Annotated in this window: 15 protein-coding genes; 9 read left to right on the forward strand and 6 right to left on the reverse strand. The window is 68.6% G+C overall.

The genetic code is table 11. The features are described from left to right. Positions 1-3: 3 nt before the first annotated feature. Complete coding sequence (dxr, locus tag ACZ5IK_RS09610; RefSeq protein ID WP_101609605.1) at positions 4-1209, reverse strand: 1-deoxy-D-xylulose-5-phosphate reductoisomerase; 1206 nt, start codon at positions 1207-1209, stop codon at positions 4-6. A 95-nt stretch (positions 1210-1304) separates the two neighbouring features. Between dxr and ACZ5IK_RS09615 the strand changes: the two genes are divergently transcribed. After that, positions 1305-1574 carry a DUF2631 domain-containing protein gene (locus tag ACZ5IK_RS09615; RefSeq protein WP_101609606.1) on the forward strand — a complete coding sequence of 90 codons (270 nt, stop codon included), beginning with the start codon at positions 1305-1307 and terminating at the stop codon, positions 1572-1574. 12 nt (positions 1575-1586) lie between these two features. Here the strand turns inward: ACZ5IK_RS09615 and ACZ5IK_RS09620 are convergent, their stop codons facing one another. Continuing rightward, positions 1587-2198, reverse strand: a complete 612-nt coding sequence (locus tag ACZ5IK_RS09620) for a hypothetical protein (protein WP_465487330.1) — start codon at positions 2196-2198, stop codon at positions 1587-1589. A 166-nt stretch (positions 2199-2364) separates the two neighbouring features. Between ACZ5IK_RS09620 and ACZ5IK_RS09625 the strand changes: the two genes are divergently transcribed. After that, the gene (locus ACZ5IK_RS09625; protein WP_465487331.1) at positions 2365-3045 is read left to right on the forward strand and encodes a peptidylprolyl isomerase; all 681 of its coding nucleotides are present in this window, start codon (positions 2365-2367) and stop codon (positions 3043-3045) included. 2 nt (positions 3046-3047) lie between these two features. Here ACZ5IK_RS09625 and ACZ5IK_RS09630 read toward each other — a convergent pair whose 3' ends face one another. After that, positions 3048-3587 carry a hypothetical protein gene (locus tag ACZ5IK_RS09630; RefSeq protein WP_465487332.1) on the reverse strand — a complete coding sequence of 180 codons (540 nt, stop codon included), beginning with the start codon at positions 3585-3587 and terminating at the stop codon, positions 3048-3050. A gap of 165 nt (positions 3588-3752) precedes the next feature. Here ACZ5IK_RS09630 and ACZ5IK_RS09635 point away from each other — a divergent pair, with 165 nt between their 5' ends. The 3 genes from ACZ5IK_RS09635 to pdxR all read left to right on the forward strand — a co-directional run bounded on the left by ACZ5IK_RS09635 (position 3753) and on the right by pdxR (position 10111). After that, positions 3753-4865, forward strand: a complete 1113-nt coding sequence (locus tag ACZ5IK_RS09635) for an acyltransferase family protein (protein ID WP_465487333.1) — start codon at positions 3753-3755, stop codon at positions 4863-4865. A 143-nt stretch (positions 4866-5008) separates the two neighbouring features. After that, positions 5009-8617: a methionine synthase gene (gene metH, locus ACZ5IK_RS09640; protein WP_465487334.1), complete on the forward strand. Its 3609-nt coding sequence runs from the start codon at positions 5009-5011 to the stop codon at positions 8615-8617. Between the two features lie 12 nt (positions 8618-8629). Then, on the forward strand, positions 8630-10111 hold the full coding sequence (gene pdxR / locus ACZ5IK_RS09645) for a MocR-like pyridoxine biosynthesis transcription factor PdxR (RefSeq protein ID WP_465487335.1): 1482 nt from the start codon (positions 8630-8632) through the stop codon (positions 10109-10111). Here the strand turns inward: pdxR and ACZ5IK_RS09650 are convergent. Further along, positions 10108-10836, reverse strand: coding sequence for an alpha/beta fold hydrolase (locus tag ACZ5IK_RS09650; protein WP_465487336.1), 729 nt, complete (start codon positions 10834-10836; stop codon positions 10108-10110). The two genes, pdxR and ACZ5IK_RS09650, sit on opposite strands and share 4 nt — an antisense overlap. 211 nt (positions 10837-11047) lie before the next feature. Between ACZ5IK_RS09650 and ACZ5IK_RS09655 the strand changes: the two genes are divergently transcribed. Further along, positions 11048-12298 (forward strand): cytochrome P450, encoded by a 1251-nt coding sequence (locus ACZ5IK_RS09655; RefSeq protein WP_465487337.1) that lies wholly within the window; start codon positions 11048-11050, stop codon positions 12296-12298. Between the two features lie 51 nt (positions 12299-12349). Here ACZ5IK_RS09655 and ACZ5IK_RS09660 read toward each other — a convergent pair whose 3' ends face one another. Continuing rightward, positions 12350-13807 carry an MFS transporter gene (locus ACZ5IK_RS09660; RefSeq protein ID WP_101609613.1) on the reverse strand — a complete coding sequence of 486 codons (1458 nt, stop codon included), beginning with the start codon at positions 13805-13807 and terminating at the stop codon, positions 12350-12352. A gap of 86 nt (positions 13808-13893) precedes the next feature. On the opposite strand from ACZ5IK_RS09660, the gene ACZ5IK_RS09665 reads away from it, so the two are divergent. Further along, a complete protein-coding gene (locus ACZ5IK_RS09665; RefSeq protein ID WP_465487338.1) occupies positions 13894-14280 on the forward strand; it encodes a MarR family winged helix-turn-helix transcriptional regulator in 387 nt (128 codons plus the stop codon). 1 nt (position 14281) lies between these two features. Here the strand turns inward: ACZ5IK_RS09665 and ACZ5IK_RS09670 are convergent, their stop codons facing one another. After that, positions 14282-14677, reverse strand: a complete 396-nt coding sequence (locus ACZ5IK_RS09670) for a PASTA domain-containing protein (protein ID WP_465487339.1) — start codon at positions 14675-14677, stop codon at positions 14282-14284. Positions 14678-14808: 131 nt separating this feature from the next. Between ACZ5IK_RS09670 and ACZ5IK_RS09675 the strand changes: the two genes are divergently transcribed. Further along, positions 14809-15237 carry a hypothetical protein gene (locus ACZ5IK_RS09675; RefSeq protein WP_465487340.1) on the forward strand — a complete coding sequence of 143 codons (429 nt, stop codon included), beginning with the start codon at positions 14809-14811 and terminating at the stop codon, positions 15235-15237. Further along, complete coding sequence (locus ACZ5IK_RS09680; protein ID WP_465487341.1) at positions 15231-15446, forward strand: helix-turn-helix transcriptional regulator; 216 nt, start codon at positions 15231-15233, stop codon at positions 15444-15446. Before ACZ5IK_RS09675 ends, ACZ5IK_RS09680 begins: the two co-directional genes overlap by 7 nt. Positions 15447-15456: the final 10 nt, after the last annotated feature.

Consider the following 15456-nt stretch of genomic DNA (forward strand, 5'->3'; position numbering starts at 1 on the left):
GCGCTACTTCCCCTTACCGATCAGCGCACCGGCACGCGCGCGAGCCCAGCGCTCGGCAGCAAGTACGTCATCCACGTCGCGAGGTTCGCGACGCCATTCGTCGGCGGCTTCCACCACCTGGGCAATAGTGTCCACAATCGAGGTGAAGCCGGTGTTCTGTGCCAAGAAAGCGGCCACCAACTCCTCGTTCGCCGCGTTGTACACCGCCGGGACACAGCCGCCGACGGTCCCGGCGTGCCTGGCCAGCTCGACGGCGGGGAAAGCCTCGTTGTCCAGCGGCTCGAAGGTCCAGCTCGCGGGCTTGTCCCAGACGCACGCGGCCGCGGCGCCGGGCACGCGCTCCGGCCAGTGCAGGGCCAGCGCGATCGGCAGCCGCATGTCGGGCGGGCTGGCCTGGGCGATCGTCGAGCCGTCGACGAACGTCACCATCGAGTGAATGATCGACTGCGGGTGGACGACCACGTCGATGCGGTCGGTCTCGATGTCGAACAGGAGCTTCGCCTCGATCAGCTCCAGCCCCTTGTTGACCAGGGTGGACGAGTTGATCGTGATGAGCGGGCCCATCGACCAGGTCGGATGCGCCATCGCCTGCTCGACGGTGACGTCGGCCAGTTCCTCGCGCTTGCGGCCGCGGAACGGGCCGCCCGAGGCGGTGAGCACCAGCCTGGCGACCTCGGACTCGCGGCCGGCGCGCAGGGCCTGCGCGATCGCGGAGTGCTCGGAGTCGACCGGCACCAGCTGCCCCGGTTTGGCCGCGGCCAGCACGAGCGGCCCGCCCGCGATCAGCGACTCCTTGTTCGCGAGCGCGAGCGTGGCGCCGGTGGCCAGCGCGCGCAGCGTCGGCGCGAGCCCCTGGGAACCGGGAAGAGCGTTGAGGACGACGTCGACCGGGGTGGTGTCGATCATCTCGATGACCGCGTCGGCCCCGGCGAAGATGCGCGGGAGCTTGAAGTCGCCGCTGGAGTAGCCGCGCTTCTGCGCCTCGGCGTACAGCGCGAGCTGCAGGTCTTCCACGGCCGTCGGCCTGCTGACGGCGACGGCGTCGACCTGGTGCGCCAGGGCCTGGGCGGCCAGCGCGGCGGGGTCGGAGCCGCCCGCGGCGATCCCGGCGACCCGGAACAGCTCCGGGTTACGGGCCGCGACGTCGAGGGCCTGGGCGCCGACCGAACCGGTCGAACCGAGCACGAGCACACTTCGCGAGGTAGTCATCGGGGGTCATTGTCGCGCGGGGCCCGTCGGGCGCGTGCAGCCAGGTGTGGGATCATTCGCGGGCAAGCGAACCATCGGGTTTTGAGGAGTTGATCGTGGCGAGCAAGGCGGTCGAAAAGCGCGGCCGGGTGGGCGTCGACACCGTTGACCCCCACGACGAGCCGTCGGCCGAGTGGGGCTGGCACGGTTCCTTCCCGAAGGCGACGCGGATCGCGGGCTGGCTGAGCGCGATCATCCTGCTGGTGATGCTGTACGGCAACCACCACGGCTGGACCGAGAACCTGTGGCTGATCGGCCTGTCGCTGGCGCTGGTGTTCGGTCTCGTGATGGACATCCGCAAGCAGCGCACGGCCTGGCGCAAGTAGCACCTTCACGGCTCAATGGCCCCTGTTCTCCGTCGAGGACAGGGGCCATTCGCCGTCATGGACCCACAACTCGGCGGCGATCTTGACCGCGTCGTCGGCCTCGACCCCGTAGCGATGCCGGTACTTCGCCGCCGGCCGCTGGATCGCCGCGGCGACGTCCCCGATGGCGACGTCGTTCCAGGAGTCGCCGGGGAAGAACTGCCGCATCACGGCGAGGAACCTGCCGGTCGCCCAGACCGGATCGGTCCGCTGCGCGAAGGACCCCCAGCTCGCACGCTGCTGGAAGAGCCCGACGGAGTCGCCGAGTCCGCCGTCGAGGTTGGCGATGCTCGACTCGACGATCACCGTGGCGATCGCGATGGCCGCCGCGCGTTCGTTGAGGCCCGATCTCTGGACGGTCTCGACGACCGCTCTGGCGCACGACGTGTTGTACGGGTTCATGTAGCCGCGCATCTTGGTGCCGAGCTGCTGATTGAGCGCGCCCGCCGTGTCGGCGTCGTCGGCGGAGGCGCCCGCCTGCGCGCAGGGCAGGGCGACGTGGTCGACCTGGTCGGGGCGGATCTCGGTGGGCGGGAGCACGACGAGGGAGAGGGCGAGGTACGCGGCGGTGAGTGAGCTCAGCATGCGGTGGCCGTTCGGTGCAGGTGGTCGTGGGGGGGGGGGGGGGGTTTTTTTCCCCCCCCCCCCCCCCCCCCCCACGACCACCTGAACCGGCTCGGTACCGGCGCTTACCGGCCCCCGTCCGTGAAGCGCTACCCGACGACCACCCGATTGAGTTAGGTTCCCCCTCATGAAGCTGCGTTGGGGTGTCACCGCTGTCGTTTCCGCTCTCGCCGCCGTCCTGCTGCCGGGTGTGGCCACGGCCGCGCCCGCCGCCTCCGCGGGCTCACTGCCCATCGTGCGTTGCGAGTTCACGCCGACGCCGGAGAACCCCGCCGCCCGCCCGGTGTTCCGACCACTCCCCTTCGCGCTGACCCGCGGCACTATCGACGTCACGTTCCGCTTCAGCTACGGCCCCGTCACCGTGCGCCTGAACCGCGCGGGCGCCGCCCCGTGCGCCGCGCACAACCTGGCGAGCCTGGCCCTGCAGCGCTTCTACGACCACAGCCAGTGCTGGCGCCTGACGAACTCCGCGCGCCTCGGCGTCCTTCAGTGCGGCGACATCTACGAAGCCGAAAAGGGCGGGCCGGGCTACAAGTTCCCGGACGAGGTCGACGGCACCGAGACCTACGAACGCGGCACCATCGCCATGGGCAACCAGGGACCGGGGACCAACGGCAGCGAGTTCTTCATCGTGCACTCGTTCGCGAACATCCCGAAGAACTACTCGGTGATGGGCAAGGTCGTGCGGGGCATGGAGGTGCTGGACCGGATCGTGGCGAACGGCATCATCCCGACGGATCCGAACGTGCCTGGCGACGGGCTGCCCGCGAAGCCGGTGAAGATCCAGAAGGCGACCGTCGGCTTCTGAGGTCAGGCGTGCCCTTGCGAGTCACGGAGGATTTTCTCCTCCAGCAGGTATGCGAATCGAGGCACCTCGCTCCGCGGGAAGATAGCGTTCTCCCGCATGTACGAGGAGAGGTCGTCGGCACTGATCGCCGCGTCGAAGTGACCGTATCCTTCGCGAAACCACGCCTGCTTGTCCGTGAACCTCGCCCACAGGCGCTCCCAACCGTCGCCTTCGATGCTGGTGAAGCGATCGCGGGGCTGCATGGTGACGATCCGCCCTCCGCATCGCTCCAGCAAGCCCGCGATCAGCTTGCGCAACTCGCGTTCCAGCCCGGGCGGATTGGACAGCGCGAGACGCATGGAGACCTGCGCCCTCCCCCGGGCACCGTCGGCAGACTTCAACACTTCGAGATCGATCCAATGGTGCTCGTCTCGCATCTCGAAGTACTCGGCGCTCCCCCGCGCTTCCAAGGCATGCGTGGCCATCTCACGCACGACCGCCAGAGCCTCGTCACCGCTCTCCCGGGGCGACACGTGCACATAGTCGAACGCCCAAACGCCCATGCGTCCTCATACCCCCTGTCGACTTCGCCATCGCGGGCGAAATGATCGAACATGCCAGATCGAACACGGCGGCCACCGCCGAGTCAGGCGGGGGCGCAGCACATAGAACCTGACCTTAAGCCTTTAGAGTGACGTGTCCTTCCGGCCGCTTCAGGGGTACCAGTGATGATGACGCACGAGCAGTACCTCGCGACGAGGCGTTTTCCAGCCCTCGACGGTCTGCGCGCGATCGCCGCGCTCCTGGTCGTGGTGTTCCACTTCGGCGGACCGGCGTGGGCCGTCGCCAACGGCTGGGTCGGCGTCCACCTGTTCTTCGTCCTCTCCGGCTTCCTGATCACCACGCTGGCCCTCCGTGAAGAGTCCCGGAACGGGAAGATCTCGCTCACCGACTTCTACCTCCGGCGAGCTTTCCGGATCCTGCCGGTGTACTTCGCCGTGCTGGGCATCGTCGTCGTGTTCATCTACCTCCGTGGCGGCTTCCACACCACCGGTTTGGCCGACGCGATGCCCTACTACCTCACGTTCACGAACGAGTTCGTGACCAACGCGCCCTTCACCCAGTCCTGGACGCTCGGGGTCGAGCAGAAGTTCTATCTCGTCTGGCCGTTCCTGGCCTTCGGCATCGCGGCGCTGGGCTTCCCGAAGCGCCTCGGCCTGGCACTCGGGCTGGCGGCGTTGATGACCGCGTTGATCCCCGTCCTGCCGTACTCCGGCGCGTACGCGCCCATCCTCATCGGCTGCGCGCTCGCCATCGCCTTGCACCATCGGAAGGGGTTCGCCGCGCTTCGCGTCTTCACCCATCCGGTCGCGAGCGTGCCCGTGCTCGCCGCGCTCGTACTGGTGCAGACGAACCTGACGAGGATCGAGGCCGTCCTCGGCGACGGCGGCACGACCGGCGTTCTCGTCTACGCCGTGCTGGCCGCGCTGCTGATCACGTCGCTGATCCCGCGCGGCCCGATCGCGTGGTTCCTTTCCACACCGCCGATGCGGTTCATCGGCGAGCGGTCGTATTCCGTCTATCTCCTGCAGGGAATCGTCTCGACGGTCGTCGCGGGCTCGATTCCCCAGCTCGGCACCGCCCGGACCCTCACCGCGGTCGGCGTGACCATCGCCGCCCTCATCGTGGCCGACGTGCTTTACCGCTGGGTCGAGGTGCCGATGATCGACGTCGGCCGCAAGCTGGTCGCCCGTCGCAAGGCACGAATCGGCGACCAGGACAAGCCGTCGGCACCGGATCCCACGGTGCGGGATACCCATCCCGTCCTGGCCAGCGGCTGAGTGATTCGGGCGAAGCGCCCTTGTCCAGATCCGGTACTCTGGTCGCCAAGGTCGAGAGGCGCTGCAACGGACCGCTGAGTCCGCCACGCTCGGCCCCGGACATCACCGCAAGGGCGCCTCCCACGACATGGGAGGAGCGCTGGATGGAAACGACCGCCCTGCGAAAGCTGCTGGATGAGCGCATCGTCGTGCTCGACGGCGCGTGGGGGTCGATGCTCCAGAACGCCGGCCTCAAGCCAGAGGATTACCGCACCGAGCGGTTCCAGGAACACCCCCGTGACATCACGGGCGACCCCGACCTGCTGAACATCACCAGACCGGACGTCGTCCGCGACATCCACCGCCAGTATCTCGACGCCGGCGCGGACATCACGACGACGAACACGTTCACCGCCACCACCATCGGCCAGGCGGACTACGGGCTCGAGAACCTCGCGTACGAGATGAACCTCCGCGGCGCCCAGATCGCGCGCGAGGCGGCGGACGCGGCGGGCGGGAAGTTCGTCGCCGGGTCGGTCGGGCCCCTGAACGTCACGTTGTCGCTGTCTCCGAAGGTAGAGGACCCGGCGTTCCGCGCGGTGACCTTCGACGAGGTCTACGCCTCGTACGCGGACCAGATCAAGGCGCTCGCCGAGGGCGGCGTCGATCTGCTGCTCATCGAGACCATCTTCGACACCCTCAACTGCAAGGCCGCGATCTCCGCCGCCCGCGACGTCGCGCCGCATCTGCCGCTGTGGATCTCGGTCACGATCGTCGACCTGAGCGGCCGGACGCTGTCCGGGCAGACGGTCGAGGCGTTCTGGAGTTCCATCGAGCACGCGGAACCGTTGCTGGTCGGTGTCAACTGTTCGCTGGGCGCCGAGGAAATGCGGCCGCACATCGCCGAACTGTCCCGCCTCGCGGGCACCTACACGGCCTGTCACCCCAACGCCGGACTGCCGAACGCGTTCGGCGGGTACGACCAGACGCCCGAGGAGACCGGCGGACTGCTCGGCGACTTCGCCACGTCGGGGATGGTCAACGTCGTCGGCGGCTGCTGCGGCACGACTCCCGCGCACATCAAGGAGATCGCCGACGCGGTCCGCGGGATGGCGCCGCGGACCGTCCCGGATCCGAAGGCCAGCACCCGGTTCAGCGGGCTCGAACCGTTCGAGATCGGCAAGGACACCGGGTTCGTCATGATCGGCGAGCGGACCAACGTCACCGGGTCCGCCAAGTTCCGCAAGCTGATCGAGGCCGACGACCACCAGGCCGCCGTCGACGTCGCGCTGGAGCAGGTGCGCGGCGGGGCGAACCTGCTGGACGTCAACATGGACGCCGACCTGCTCGACAGCGAAAAAGCGATGACCACCTTCCTCAACCTCATCGCCACCGAACCCGAGGTCGCCCGGCTGCCGATCATGATCGACAGCTCGCGGTGGACGGTCCTCGAAGCCGGGCTGAAATGCGTGCAGGGCAAGGGAGTCGTCAACTCCATCAGCCTCAAGGAGGGCGAGGAGCAGTTCCTCCAGCAGGCCCGGCGCATCCGCGACTACGGCGCGGGCGTGGTCGTGATGGCCTTCGACGAGCAGGGCCAGGCCGACACCGCCGACCGGAAGGTCGCGATCTGTGGTCGCGCCTACGATCTGCTGACGCAGAAGGCCGGTTTCGTCGCCGAGGACATCATCTTCGACCCGAACGTGCTCGCGGTCGCGACCGGTATCTCCGAGCACAACGGGTACGCCAAGGCGTTCATCGACGCGCTGCCGCGGATCAAGGAACGCTGTCCCGGCGTGCGCATCAGCGGCGGTATCTCGAACCTCTCGTTCTCCTTCCGCGGCAACAACATCGTCCGTGAGGCGATGCACTCCGCCTTCCTGCTGTACGCGGTGCGCGCCGGGCTGGACATGGGCATCGTCAACGCCGGGCAGCTCGCGGTCTACGAGGACATCCCCAAGGATCTGCTGGAACTGGTCGAGGACGTCCTCTTCGACCGCCGTGAAGACGCCACCGACAGGCTGGTCACCTTCGCGGAAACGGTCAGTGGCAAGGGAACCCAGCGTGTCATCGACCTGTCCTGGCGCGAAGGCACGGTCGAGGCACGGCTCAGCCACGCGCTGGTGCACGGCATCGTCGACTACATCGAAGACGACACCGAGGAAGCACGCCAGAAGCTGCCGAGGCCGCTCGAGGTCATCGAAGGTCCGCTGATGGACGGCATGAAGATCGTCGGCGACCTGTTCGGATCCGGGAAGATGTTCCTGCCGCAGGTGGTCAAGAGCGCCCGCGTGATGAAGCGGTCGGTGGCCTATCTCGAGCCGTACATGGAGGCCGAGAAGGAGAAGGCGCGCCTCGAAGGACGGGTAGAAACCCGCCAGGGCAACGGAAAGGTCGTCCTGGCGACGGTCAAGGGCGACGTGCACGACATCGGCAAGAACATCGTCGGCGTCGTCCTCGGCTGCAACAACTACGAGGTGATCGACCTCGGCGTGATGGTCCAGGCTTCGGTCATCCTGGACACCGCCGTCTCCGAGGGCGCCGACGCCATCGGCCTCTCCGGCCTGATCACGCCGTCGCTGGACGAAATGGTCAACGTCGCCACCGAAATGGAGCGGCGCGGGCTGAAACTGCCGCTGCTGATCGGCGGCGCGACCACGTCACGCCAGCACACCGCGGTCCGCATCGCGCCCGCGTACGAGAACACGACCGTGCACGTCCTCGACGCCTCCCGCGTCGTCGGTGTCGTCGGTGACCTGCTCGACGCGGACCGCGCCGAGATCCTCGACAAGAACAACCGGGCCGACCAGGAGAAGCTGCGTGAGCAGCACGCCAACAAGCAACGCACCCCGCTGCTGACGGTCGCGCAGGCCAGGGCGAACCCGGAGAAGGTGTCCTTCGACGAGGTCCCGACGCCCGAGTTCACCGGCGTCCGGTACATCTCGCCGACGCTCACCGAACTGCGCGAGATGGTCGACTGGACCTTCCTCTTCCTGGCCTGGGAGCTGAAGGGCAAGTACCCGGCGATCCTCTCGAACCCGGTCGCGCAGGAACTGTTCGACGACGCGAACACCCTGATGGACCAGATCGTCGCCGAGGAGCGGTTCCAGGCCAAGGGCGCGTACGCGTTCTGGCCTGCGCACTCCGAGGGCGACGACATCATCCTGGAGTCGGGAGTCAAGTTCCCGATGCTGCGCCAGCAGACGAAGAAGCCGCTGGAGCGGCCGAACCGCTGCCTGTCCGACTACATCGCCCCGGCCGGGGCGGGCGACCACCTCGGCGGATTCGCGGTCACCATCCTCGGTGCCGAGGACTTCGCCGCCGAGTTCGAAGCGAAGCAGGACGACTACCGAGCCATCATGGTGAAGGCGCTCGCGGACAGGCTCGCCGAGGCGTTCGCCGAGTACATCCACCTCAAGGCACGGCGGGAATGGTTCGAGCCGGACGCCGATCCGAAGCTGGAAGACCTGCACGCCGAGAGGTTCCGCGGGATCCGCCCCGCGCTCGGCTACCCGGCCAGCCCGGACCACAGCGAGAAGCAGGAGTTGTTCGACCTGCTCGACTCCGACAAGCTCGGAATGATGCTGACGGAGTCCTTCGCGATGTCACCCGCGGCGAGCGTGTCCGGGCTGATCTTCGCCCACCCCGAGTCGAAGTACTTCACCGTCGGACGGCTCGGCAAGGACCAGGTCGAGGACTACGCCGCCCGGCGGGGCCTCGAACTGTCCATTATGGAGCAATGGCTGCGCCCGAACCTCGCCTACGAGCCCGAATGACACAATGATCAGGTGACTGCCGAGGGCTCGGACTTCCTGCAGCTGGACATCGGTGACGCGCCGCCGGGGCGCCGGTCGGACTGGCTGGCGTCGCGGCTGCGGCACGCCATCTCCGACGGCCGCCTGCCGGTCGGCAGCAGGCTGCCCGCGACCAGGGCGCTGGCCGCGGACCTGCGGGTCTCGCGCGGCGTGGTCACCGAGGCCTACCAACGGCTGGTCGAGGACGGCCACGTCGCCGGCCGCGGCCGCGCGGGCACCGTGGTCGTCGCGGCACCCGCGAGGACGAAGGAGCAAGCGGCACCCGGTCCGCCGTCGGCGGGCACGATCTTCCGGCCCGCCCCCGGGATCGGCGTCTTCGATTCACTGCGGTCGACACCGGCGAAGATCGACCTGTCCCCCGGCGTACCGGATCTGACGGCCTTCCCGAGGACGGCTTGGCTGCGCGCCGAACGCACCGTGCTCAACGACCTCTCGGCGGCGGCCTTCGGCTACGGCGACCCGCGTGGCGCGCCCGCGCTGCGGCTGGCCATCGCGCGCTGGATCGCCCGCACCCGGGGCATCACCGCCGACGCCGACGACGTCCTGATCGTCGCCGGCGTCGCGCAGGGTCTCGGGTTGCTGGCCCAGGTGCTGTGCGACAACGGGATCTCCGAGATCGCCGTCGAGGATCCGAGCTCGCTGGGCGCGCGGCAGCATCTGCACGACCGGCGGCTGGCGACGCCGCCGATCCGCGTCGACGAGGACGGGATCGACGTCGACGAGCTCGTCCGCAGCGGCGCGCCCGCCGTCCTGCTCACGCCCGCGCACCAGTTCCCGACCGGTGTCGTGCTCGGCGGGGAACGCCGTCGTGAGCTCATGCGCTGGGCCGCGGACGGCGGGCTGATCATCGAGGACGACTACGACGCCGAGCACCGCTACGACCGCCCGCCGGTCCCCGCGCTGCGCTCGATGCTGGCCGAACAGGTCTGCTACGCGGGCAGCGTGTCGAAGTGGCTCGCGCCCGCGCTCCGGGTGGGCTGGATGCTGGTGCCGCCGCGGTACCGGGACGAGGTGGTCGCGGCCAAACGGTTCGCCGACCTCGGCAACGCCGTCCTCCCGCAACTGGTGCTCGCGCATCTCATGGAATCCGGCGAGATGGAGCGGCAGCTGCGGTTCGTGCGCAAACGGCACCGCCGCCGGCGGGACGCGATGATCGAAGCGCTCCGGACCCATCTCCCGGACGCCGTGGTGCACGGCGCGGCCGCCGGTCTGCACCTGACGATCACCTTCGACGCCGAGTTCTCCGACCTCGACTTCGCCGCCGCCGCGCTGGAGCAGGGCGTGAAGGTGCAACCGCTGTCGTGGCACTGCCAGCGGCCGATGAATCCGGGTCTCGTCCTCGGCTACGGGGCCAGCCCGGCGAGTGACATCGCCGAAGGCATCGCCGTCCTGGGCAAGATTCCCCGCGTTTCGTCCTCTAGTTGCGGTAGTTCGCCGGCGAACTACCGCAACTAGAGGACGAATTGCCGGGGGAAGGGCAGGAGTGAGGACGGGTCCTCGACGTGGGCGTTGTGGCCGAGTCCCCGGAGTACGGCGGAGTGCGGGCTGAGCGCGCGAAGCTGCTCGGGGCGGCTCATGGGGTCGTGTTCTCCGGCCGCGAGGACGACCGGGCAGCGCGCCGCGCCGAGCAGGCCACGCATGTCGGGAGCGCCGACGCCGAACGCCCGGGGGTCGAGCGCCAGCCGCCAGCCGCCTTCGGTTTCGGCCACGCCGTCGGGATCCGCCTCGGCGATCCCGACCAGACCGGCGAGCTTGAGGAAGCCGCGTTCGGCGTCCTCACGGGTCGGGAACACCCTCGGCGGCTTGGCCGCCATGGCGGCCGCCCTCGAAAGGTCGCTCTCGCTCCATTCGACCTTGACGCCGACCGCGAACAGCCCGGCGACCTTCACCCCGAACCAGCCACTGGCCAGCGCGAGCCCGACCACGCCGCCCAGGGAATGGCCGATCACCAGCAGTGGACCGCGTTCCGGGAGCGCGTCGGCGACAGTCGCGGCCAGACCGCCGAACGAGTAGTGCGGCAACCGGGCCGATCCCCCGTGTCCCGGCAGGTCGGGCGCCAGCCAGCGATATCCCGGCTCCGCCATGAGGCCGTCCCAGACCGCTCCCGTCGCGCCGAGGCCGTGCAGCAGGAGCACGGCGGGGCCATCGGTTCCGGCGGTGCGCATCTTCAGGGTTTCCACCGGACGGATCTTTCCCCAGTCCCCCGTCCGCGGGCTAGTCCGTGTCGTGTGCGTCTGTTCGATGGGCTTCGTGATCCAGGTGGTTCCTGACGTCACGGGCGATTCGGCCTCGTACCGGGTTGTACTCGGCTGGATCGCTCGTGACGTCAGGGACCACTTGGGCGCGAAGACCGCGAACAGACGCGCACGACACGGGCTAGTGTTCGGAGCCGTGATCACCGATCCGGACACCTATACCCGGGGAGTGCCGTACGAGCACCTCGCGGCGCTGCGGCGGGAGTCGCCGGTCGTGCGGATGGATGATTTCTGGGCCGTGCTCCGACATTCGGACGTCAAGTACGTGCTGAAGAATCCGCAGCTGTTCTCGTCGCATCTGGGCGGGACGCAGATCCGGGATCCGGCGACCGAACAGGACCTCGGTTACGTCCGCCGGATGATGCTCAACATGGATCCGCCCGAGCACGCCCGGCTGAGGGGCCTGCTCACCAAGGCGTTCACGCCGCGCGCGATCGGCAGGCTGACCGAGCGGATCCACGGCTGGGCAAGGGATCTGATCACCGCGGTCGCGGCGGAACGGCGATGCGATTTCGCCGCCGTCGCCGCCGATCTCCCGCTGCTGACGCTCGCCGAGGTCTTCGGGATCCCCGAACAGGACCGGCGGCTGATGTACGACTGGAGCAATCGCGTGATCGGCTACCAGGACGCCGACTACGCGGTGAGCGCGACCGTCGAGGCGGGCGAGGTCACCGAGCTCGCGCGGGCGGCGCTGGCCGTGCGGCCGGTTCCGGGCCCGGACGGTGCGATGCCCGATCCGCGCACCCGCGCCGGGATGCCGGATCTCTACGCGTACGCCACCGCGCTCGGCGAGTACAAGCGACGGCACCCAGGCGACGACGTGATGAGCAACCTGATGGGTCACGTGGAATACGGAGGACGGGTCTCGATCGACGAGTTCGAGAATCTGTTCTGGCTGTTTTCCGTGGCGGGCAACGAAACGCTGCGCAACGGGATCCCCGGCGGGATGCTGGCGCTGCTGTCGCATCCGGACCAGTACCGGCGGCTGCTGGCCGACCGTTCGCTGCTTCCCGGCGCGGTGGAAGAGATGCTCCGCTGGTGGACGCCGGTCATGCACTTCCGCCGGACCGCGACCGAAGACGTCGTCCTGTCCGATGTGGACATCCGCGCGGGTGACAAGGTCGTCGTCTGGTTCTCGTCGGCGAATCGCGACGAGTCCGTTTTCGAGGCCCCGGACCGCTTCGACATCGGCCGGACGCCCAACGACCATCTGACCTTCGGGCACGGCCCGCATTTCTGTCTCGGCGCCCAGCTCGCCAGGGTTCAGCTGCGCGCGATGTTCGAAGCGGTCCTCGACCTGCCCGGCGAGGTGGAACTCGACGGCGCCCCGGTGCGGTTGCGGTCGAACTTCCAGAACGGGCTGAAGTCCCTGCCAATCCGCTGGTAGCGAAAGGCCCCTTCCCGCCCCCGAGCGCGGGAAGGGGCCATCACCCCCTGGTCATTCGGCCGCGGCGAACTCCGGTTCGGCGACGGCGGAGCGGGCTTCGGCCTTGCGCAGGCCGACGACCCCGGACAGCGCCACCAGGACACTGATCACGGCGATGCCGGTGACGACGGTCAGCGCGGGCGCCAACCCGTTCAGCAGCGCGGCCGGGCCGGTGGCGCCACCCGCGTTGCCGGTCAGGACCGCGGTCACCACGGCGAGGCCGATCGCACCGCCGACCTGGATCGACGTGTTCAGCAGGCCGCCGGCAAGCCCCTGCTCGTCGTCGGAGATGCCGTTGGTCGCCTGGATGTTGAGCGAGGAGAACGCCAGCATGAAGCCGACACCCAGCAGGATCATGCTCGGCAGCACCGAACCGGCGTAGCTGGAACTCTCGTCGATCCGCAGGAACAGCGCGTACCCGATGACGTGGGCGACGACTCCGGCGAGGATCGTGCGCGGCGTGCCGAGCCGGTCGATCAGCGGCTCGATCCTGGGCGAACCGAAGGCCACGATCAGCGCGGCGGGCAGGAATCCGAGCGCGGTCTGCAACGCGGACCAGCCGAGGACGGTCTGCAGGTACAGCATGACCACGAACTGGAAACCGATGTAGGCGCCGAAGAACGTCGCGCCGCCGAGGTTGGCGCGGGCCAGCGGGCCCGAGCGCAGGATGCCGAGGCGGAGCAGCGGGTGCTTGCTGCGCTTCTCGATGAGCACGAAGGTGACGAGCAACGCGAGCGCGAGCGCGAACGTGATCAGCGTCCTCGGGGAGGCCCAGCCGATCTCCGGCGCCTCGACCACGGCGAAGACCAGCAGGAGCGAACCGGCGGCACCGGTGATCGCGCCGGGGAAGTCGTAGCCGCCACCCTCCTGCGGGCGGTAGGACGGGATCAGCTTGACAGCGGCGGCCAGCGCGGCGAGCGCGATCGGCACCGGCAGCAGGAACGTCCAGCGCCAGCCCACCTCGGTGAGCAGACCGGAGAACACGAGGCCCGCGGAGTAGCCGCTGGCACCGAAGACGGCGAAGATGCTGATCGCCCGGTTGCGGGCGGGGCCTTCGTGGAAGGTCGTGGTGATGATGGACAGCGCGGCCGGCGCGGTGAACGCGGCGGCGAGGCCCTTGATGAAGCGGGTGGCGATCAGCAGCGCGCCGTCGTCGACGAGACCGCCGAGCAGGGAAGCGACCGCGAAGACCGCGACGGCGACGAGGAAGACCCGGCGCCTGCCGAGCAGGTCGGCGGTGCGCCCGCCGAGGAGCAGCAGGCCGCCGTAGCCGAGCACGTAGGCGCTGATGACCCATTGCAGGGCACCGGTGGAGAGACCGAGTTCGGCCTGGATGGACGGGAGGGCGACGGCGACCATCGACACGTCGAGCGCGTCGAGGCCCACGACGACGGACACAGTGAGCAGGACACCCCAGAGGCGCGCGTCCCACCTTGTAGAGCTGGTGGACAGCTGCACGGAAGAACTCATGATCCGTACAGTACATGCACACGCATCTAATGCAAGTGCATTTAATGACTTTGCATAAAATTCATGTGCATGCTATCTTGGGCCGCGTGAGCGACGTCGCCGAACAAGACCTGCTGCAGGAGTGGCACGCCCTGTCCGCACGGCACGCGGCGGTCTTCGGACGGCTCGAGTGCCGGCTCCAGGAGCGCCACGGCCTCGGCGTCACTGAATTCGAAGCCCTCGAACGCCTGGTGAACTGTGTCGTCGGCAAATGCCGCGCGGCCGATCTCACCGAGGTCGTCCACTTGAGCCAGAGCGCCACTTCGCGACTCGTGGCCCGCCTCGAGCGCGAGGGGCTCGTGCAGCGCGCTCTCTGCGAGTCGGACCGGCGCGGGATCTTCGTCGTCGTGACCGACGAAGGCCGCCGTCGCTACGAAGAGGCGAAGCCGACCCACCGGGCGACGCTGAACGAAACCCTCACCGTCGAGGCTTGAGTCACTTCTCGCCGATTTTGACCGCGGTCAGGGTGATCACCGCGTCGGCGGCGACTTTCGTCCCCGGCGCCGGGTCCTGACCCGTCTGGACCCAGTTCCGGTCCATCACGAGCATCCGGCCCTTGCCGCTCCCGTCGACTTCGCGCAGGTTGTACAGACCAGCCGCCTGCATCGCGTCCTGCGCGTCCTGATGGTTCATCCCCGAGACGTCCGGGACGGTGACGAGCTTGGCGGCCGCCGTTGTCGGAGCGCTCGCCCGGCTGGACGGCTGCGCGCTCACCACCGTCTCCGTGACGGTCGCCGGCGCCCCCGGCCGCGGGTTCGGAGCACCGCACGCGGCGAGACCGAGCGCGCCGACGGCGAGAAGCAGGGCGATCCGGCAGGCGGTCTTCGTCATCCCGGGACTCCAGTCTGTGGTGATGAGACCGAAGAGAGTCGTGCCAGGGTGGCTGATCGTTAGCACCCGATCAGGGCCACCGAGGTAAAGAATGTTTGACATGGTGTCTAGAACTCTTTACCTTGGACCGCGTGGCACTGGAAGAGAAGCGCGCGTGGATCATGCTCGTGGTCACGGTTTTCGCCTACGCGGCGTACCTGATCGTCGTCCTCGGCGGGGCGAGATCCGGCCCGCTCGCCGATGTCCCTTACGTGGCACCGTTGCTGTGGACGATCGGGGCGGCCATCGTGGCCTCGATCGTGCTGCACATCGCGGCGTCGGTCACCTCACCGCGTGACGCGGGGCGCAAAGACCAGCGAGACCGGGAAATCGGCCGGTTCGGTGAGCACGTCGGGCAGTCGTTCGTCGTCATCGGCGGCGTCGCGGCGCTCGTCATGGCGATGGCGGAACTGGACCACTTCTGGATCGCCAACACCGTGTACCTCGCCTTCGTCCTGTCCTCCCTGCTCGGTTCGATCGCGAAGATCGCCGCTTACCGCCGGGGATTCCAGACATGGTGAAACCGACCAAGGTCATGAACTCGATCCGCGGCCTGCGCTTCGCCGCCGGCGAGATGACGCAGGCGCAACTGGCGGATCGGATCGGCGTCACACGCCAGACGGTCATCGCCATCGAACAGGGCCGCTACTCGCCGTCCCTCGAGATGGCCTTCCAGATCGCCCGGGTGTTCGGCGTCGGGCTCGACGACGTTTTTCAGTACCCAGACTAGGAAAGAGGCC

Source organism: Amycolatopsis sp. NPDC031561 (assembly GCF_055580625.1).